The following is a 6,325-nucleotide window of genomic DNA, read 5'->3' on the forward strand; positions in this document are numbered from 1 at the left end:
ACCGTGCCGCCCGCGGTCAGGGTGGCGAGCAGCCCCACAACCTCGGCGTTGACGTGGAACAGGGGCAGCGGACAGAACCCGATGTCGTCCCTGGTAAGGGCGTGATGGACGGCCACTGCACGCGCGACGTGCACGAGTTGTGCCTCGCCGAGGAAGATCTGCTTGGCTGTCCCCGTGGTCCCTGAGGTGGACAGGACGACTCCACCGCCGGCGGCCGGTCCATCAGGTGCTGGAGCCGGAGGGTGGTAGTCGACCCGGGCGGGGCACGGGCCGACCCGCTGAACGCCGGCCGCCAGCGGTAGATCCCGGTCGGCCACCACCAGGGCAGGTCCGGCCATCGTGAGCATCCGCTGCAGCTCCGCCGGGGGAGCGCCCGGGCTCAGCGGGACGGCGTGGCGCCCGCTGGTGATGGCTCCGAGGTAGGCGGCGGCGAAATCCACCGGGTCGGCGACGACGATCGCCACTCGCTGTCCGGGTCGGCAGCCGGCACGGTCGAATGCCCGCCACCAGGCACGTACTGTGGCGTCGAGTTCGTCGTAGTGCATGCGGCGGCCGCTGCCTGCATCTACGAGACAGACGCGGTGGGGTTGGTCCCGACTATGAGCCTCCAACAGGTCGATCATGCGGCGGTGGCCCGTGGGTGACCGCTCATCCAGATCCATCGAACGAGGGCTGTCAAGAATAGCAAGCACGTTCGCATCTTTCTTGAACAACATTAACGAAACCTCGGTAACCGATGAGAGCTTACTGAAGAATCTACCGGATGATCATGAGCGCATGGATGCGAAAATTTCGCCTCCTGCCCCGATCTCTAAGTAATTCCACAGGTGACGTTAAAGCCACTCTCATGTGATGGGGGAACAGTAGGGGTGAAATTTGGCGTGCGTGGTGATTTCGCCCCGCAGGCCGAATCCCCGGACCAGCCAAGTGCCGCTCCAGGAGGTGGCCGTTATGATCACTAGCGTTCTCGCCCTGCCCGCACGCCAGCCGAAGCCGCGTTTCCGTGGAATTACGATAGTGATTGACAACGGCCTTCCGACAGGCTATTTCCGTGATGCAGTCGCCAGCTTCTGCGATCATATCGACCTGGTGAAGTTCGGCTGGGGTACGTCGCTCGTGACAGCCGGGATGGCCGATAAGATCGACTGCCTGCGCGGCCTGGGTATCGACTTCCTCTTCGGCGGTACCCTGTTCGAAAAGCACATTCTACAGGGTCGTTTCGACGATTTCCGGGAGCTGTGTCGCGAGCAGGGCTGTCGGTATGTGGAGGTGTCGAACGGGACCATCGACCTCGGTGTCGAGGAGAAGGCGAGCTACGTTGCCAAACTCGCCGACGAATTCGTCGTGCTGAGCGAGGTCGGATTCAAGGATGCCGAACGTTCCGAGCGTCAGTCGCCGTCCCGGTGGATCGCCGCCATTCGGACCGACCTGCATGCCGGCGCCCAGATGGTGATCCTGGAAGCACGTGAGACCGGGACCAGCGGCATCTGCCGGCCGGACGGGCAGTTGCGGTTCGGTCTGATCGAGGACATCCTCGACTCCGGCGTGCCAGTCGATCGACTGGTGTTCGAGACGCCCACCAAGACGCTGCAGACCCACTTCATCCGCCGGGTCGGTCCGGATGTCAACCTCGGAAACGTGCACGCCGCCGACGTCGTGGGCCTGGAGACCCTGCGGCTCGGGCTCCGCTCGGACACGCTGCTGGCCTTCGAGTAGAGGAGCGGGCCGTGCGAAACACCGCCGATGTCTTTCATCTCGCCATTCCCGTGATGGACCTGGCGGCGGCCGAGCGATTCTATGTGGACCTGCTCGGTTGCCGGCTCGCCCGCCGTTATCCCGACCGGATCACGCTCGATTTCTTCGGCGACCAGCTTGTCTGCCACCTCACCCCTGATTATGAACCGGGCGAGGCGACGTTGTACCCGCGCCATTTCGGCGTGACATTCCGGGACGGTGCCGACTTCAACGCACTGCTGCGCCTGGTCGAACTGCGCGAGGTGGCGGTCTTCCAGCCCGAACAGGTACGTTTCGCCGGGCTGGTCGAACACCATCGGACCGTGGTGCTGCGCGATCCCTCGGGCAACCTGCTCGAATTCAAACACTATGTCGACCCGCGGATGATGTACTGATCTTCAGGAGGTCGTGTCGTCGGCTCCTGTCACACTAAGTTGATCATGATTGCTGGCTGCGCCTGACGGCGGGCATACCTCGGCGGGCTGCGTTGCTGGCCGGCCGGTTGCCCGTGCCCGCCGTCATGGTGGCGTGTCGCTTTCTGCCTACGGTCTGCGGTCCGTACGTTTGATCGTTTCGGATCGTGTGGAGCGGGGCCTGGTGACGTCGACGGGCACGCTGCTGCCGCTGTTCGTGGGACACCGATAGCGCTCGCCGACGGTGAGAAGACAGGCTGAAGTGGCCGCGAAGTTGCGGCATCGGGACACCCCTCCCATCACCCGTACGCTCGGACCTCGCTTCCCACCCCCGTAGCCGAGCGCGTACTGTGCTAAGCGTGTCAGATCAGTCGCCTTCTGCCGGCGGTATAAGGCTCGACGACGATTTTCGGTACGTGCATGGACCGGTCGTCGGTGATTCGATCATGTCGAGCCTGCACCATCGGGCACTCTCCACGAGCTTGCGGGAGCGGATTCACCGCTCCGACGGGGGCGCGTTCCTGATAGCCGGATTCCGGGGCGCCGGGAAGACTACCCTGGTGCGGTCATGCGTGCGGGAGTTGGTTGACCAAACGGCGGGGCGACGTTACCTGCCGGTTTTCCTTAACATCGCGCGGCCGATGAGTACCGAGGAGTTCTTGTTCTCAGTAATCCGTAGAGTGGTGGAAAGCCTGGACGACAGCGGGCTGCTGGTCACTCTACCGGCAGCTGTACGGAACTCGGTGTTGCTCGCATATGCACGGACGTCGTTGTCGTTGACTTCCCGGGCGAGTGAAGATCGTGAGGTGACGCGATCGATCGGCGTGGGGGCAGCCGTGCAGTTCGCCGGCCTGACACCGAAGCTGGAGCGTGGTACAAAGACCACCCGGTCGCTGGCCACGGAAGCATCGTTTCTTACCTACAGTGGCGCCGATGTCGAACATGATTTCCTGCGGATTGTAGAACTGCTGAGCAGTGTGGGGAGCGGTGGGTTCGGCCCGGTCCTGCGCCGCGCGCAGCCGACAGCCCGTCGCCGTCTCCGCAGGCGTGGGCGTGGCATTGCCGCCCTTCCGATCCACGTGGTCGTCGTCCTGGATGAGCTGGACAAACTCACGAGCAGTGAGGACGGACGGGTCAGCCTGAACGCGGTGCTGACAGCGTTCAAGAATGTGTTGACGGCGCCTGGGGTGCACTTTGTTTTTGTAGCCGGCGTGGACCTTTTCGATCAAGCTGTTGCTGACGGTAGATCCGGTATCGGAATCTACGAGAGTGTCTTTTCCTGGACTACCTACGTTCCGTGCCTCTGGCAGGCCGCGGCCGCTCTTCTCAGCGAACTGATCCGTAGCCCGACCAACGGCCGGCTGGTCGACACCCAGATTTTCGAACTGATCTGTGATTACCTCGAGTACAAGGGGCGCGGTGTCCCGCGGCGGCTCACCCAGGAACTGTACAATCTCCTCGCATGGGATAATGGTACCCCGTTCATCAGAATCTCGTCGGATGATATGGATCGCTTCGCCCTGTATGCGGAGCTGGCCGAGATCCTGGCAGGCATACTTGGCCGACAGCGCGGGCAAGGCCGCACCGTCGAGGAAGACCGGTTCCGGCTCGGTGCGTATTACGTCACCGACTGGGTTCTACGCAGCGAAGGTGGGGTGTTCAAGGCCGAGGATGTGACCAGGGGTGAGCGTGCGTTGTCGCCCTTACTTTCGCTGACGTCGGCCCGAGCCGACCTGGTGCTGCGGCATCTGGTACGTCATGGCATAATCGAGTCGCTTGCAGATCTGCGGGATGGTGCAACACTTTTTGGCGGTATTACCCGGACGCCGAGTTATCGACTCAGTGCGGAGATGCGCCGTCGGCTTCTGCGAATTGCACGAACCAGCGAACGAGAAAGTGTAGAGCTTCTCGGTGTTCCACTGCCTGCTGATGTGCGGCCTACCCCCCGTCCTCCAGGGGGTCCTCGCGTCTACGCTACGTCAGACACGACGGTGGTCGGCTCGGCAGCGCCGCCGGGTGGAACCGGTATTGACCGTGTCGACTTCCGCGTTCCTCGGGCTCAGCGGTTGATGGCGGGCGGGCGGTACGAGCTTCTTGACATCATCGGTGCCGGCGGAATGGGGACTGTCTTTGCTGCGGTGGACACAAGGACCGGGTTACGGCGTGCCATTAAGGTACTGGATGCGCCTACCGCCGAAGGAGAGGCTCGGGCACGATTCCGTCGAGAGGCGCAGATTGCGCTGCGGCTGCGACACCGTAACGTAGTTCTTACCTACGAGTTGTTGCAAGAAGTCGATGGTCGGCTTGGCATTGTCATGGACTTAGTCGAGGGTGCCAGCTTGAGCCGGCAGACTGGCGAGAGCCGACCGGACGGCGCTACGGCCGTGCGCTTGGCAGTGTCATTATTAGGCGGGATCGAATACCTGCACGAACTCGGGATTGTACGACTGGACGTGAAGCCGAACAACGTCATCGTGGATACTTTCGGTGAGCCAATAATGATCGACTTTGGGGTAGCCCGGCATATCGTGGACCCTGGCGATTCAACTGACGAAGAATTCTCGACGATGATTCCGGGCCTGCCTATCGGGACGCCGGCCTACATGTCGCCCGAACAAATTCGGGGCGAACAGGTCGACCATCGAACCGACATCTATTCTCTTGGCAAGGTATTGTACGTACTCCTCGGTGGGCGAGAGAACCCGGATGAAGATGTCGAGACAAGGCTCTACCGCGCTCTCACCCAGGATCTTGACACGTCCGTCCTCGAGTGCTCATCAGAGCTGGCCCGGGTTGTTGCTAAAGCGACCGCACGAGACCCGGAGCAGCGCTTTCCGGACGCAGGCCAAGCGCGGTTGGCCCTGCTTGCCGTCCCTGAGGCACGTGGACTCGACCGGCACCTGGAGCGGTCCGCCAACTGACTCGCCTCCGCGGGTATCGCTGCGTGCGTTCCCCGGCCCGGATCTTTCACTGGGGTGGCGGACTCGTCCCCTTGATCACAGGCCAGTCATTCTGGTCATGGTCTCCTTGTCGTGCGCACAGTTGGGTTGCGGGTGCGGCCGTCGTGTCGCCGGGCGCCGGGTTCCGGGCGGGTTGCTCCCCTGTCGTCGGGCCGGCGTGGTGGAGCCCACGGCGACCGGGCTAATATTCGCACCCTGTACGAACATATGTTCGACTTTGGGGGCATGTCGGGTTATCGTTGATCTATGCAGAGCGCCGCCGCCACCACCCCGGACCGGGAGCATCCCGTGCTCACCGGGCTGGACGCGGTCGCCACCGCCATGAACACCCTGGCCCAGACGTCGGTGTGGTCGCTGTCGGATGCCGAGCTGCTCGCCGCGTTGGAGGACGGCGAACGGCTCCTGGCCACGATGGCGGCACTACGGCTACGGCTGGTCCGCGACGCCGACGGCCGCGACCTGGCCGCCCGCCACGGCGCCACCAGCACCGCCGCCCTGCTACGACACCGGCTGCGGCTACGCCCCGGGGACGCGCGGATGCTCGTCGAGCTCGCCGCCGCCCTGGACGGGCCACAGGCCGCGACCGGCCACGCCCTGCGCGCCGGGATCATCTCCGCCGAGCAGGCGTGGGCGATCGTGCGAACTGTGCGCGGGCTACCCGCGGGTACCCCGGCGGCGACGGTCGGGGACGCGCAGGCGTTCCTGCTCGCCCAGGCCGAGGTGTTCGACCCGGCGGAGTTGACCCGCCTGGGCGCGTTCCTGATCACCCGGCTGGCCGATCAGGACCCGACACCGGAACGGGAGAAGGATCCCGCCGAGGTGCGGGAGTTGTGGCTGACCGACACCGGGGCGGGCACCACCCGGATTCGGGGGACCCTGGACGCCGAGGCCGCCGCGATCCTGCGGGCGGCACTGGATCCACTGACCGCACCCCGCCCCGCCGGCAACCCCGACGGTGCGGCCAACCCCGACGGTGCCGGCGCCGCCAACGCCGAACGCGCGGGCGGTGCGGGCGGTGCCGACAACGCCGGCACCACGGGGAGTGCCGACAGTACGGGCCCTGCGGGCGACACGGCTGACACCGGTGGGGAACGGGACCGCCGCTCCCCGGCCCGACGCCGCGCCGACGCCCTCATCGAACTGATCACCCGCGCGTTGCACACCGACACCCTGCCCACCCAGGGCGGCTACCGCCCCCACGTCACCGTCCTGGCACCC

The 6,325-nt window shown here is 64.7% G+C and carries 5 protein-coding genes; 4 read left to right on the forward strand and 1 reads right to left on the reverse strand.

Going from position 1 to position 6,325, the window contains the following annotated elements:
* The coding region (locus U9978_RS23595; RefSeq protein WP_322763346.1) for a class I adenylate-forming enzyme family protein at window positions 1-716 on the reverse strand (716 nt) is incomplete at its 3' end.
* 235 nt (window positions 717-951) lie between these two features.
* On the opposite strand from U9978_RS23595, the gene U9978_RS23600 reads away from it, so the two are divergent.
* From U9978_RS23600 to U9978_RS23615, 4 genes are all read left to right on the forward strand, one after another.
* Window positions 952-1,716, forward strand: coding sequence for a phosphosulfolactate synthase (locus tag U9978_RS23600; protein WP_322763347.1), 765 nt, complete (start codon window positions 952-954; stop codon window positions 1,714-1,716).
* An 11-nt stretch (window positions 1,717-1,727) separates the two neighbouring features.
* A complete protein-coding gene (locus U9978_RS23605; RefSeq protein ID WP_322763348.1) occupies window positions 1,728-2,129 on the forward strand; it encodes a VOC family protein in 402 nt (133 codons plus the stop codon).
* Window positions 2,130-2,506: 377 nt separating this feature from the next.
* Window positions 2,507-5,068: a serine/threonine-protein kinase gene (locus U9978_RS23610; protein WP_322763349.1), complete on the forward strand. Its 2,562-nt coding sequence runs from the start codon at window positions 2,507-2,509 to the stop codon at window positions 5,066-5,068.
* A gap of 285 nt (window positions 5,069-5,353) precedes the next feature.
* The coding region (locus U9978_RS23615) for a DUF222 domain-containing protein (protein ID WP_322763350.1) at window positions 5,354-6,325 on the forward strand (972 nt) is incomplete at its 3' end.

It is taken from the genome of Protofrankia sp. Cr2 (assembly GCF_963555885.1).
Taxonomy (GTDB): domain Bacteria; phylum Actinomycetota; class Actinomycetes; order Frankiales; family Frankiaceae; genus Protofrankia.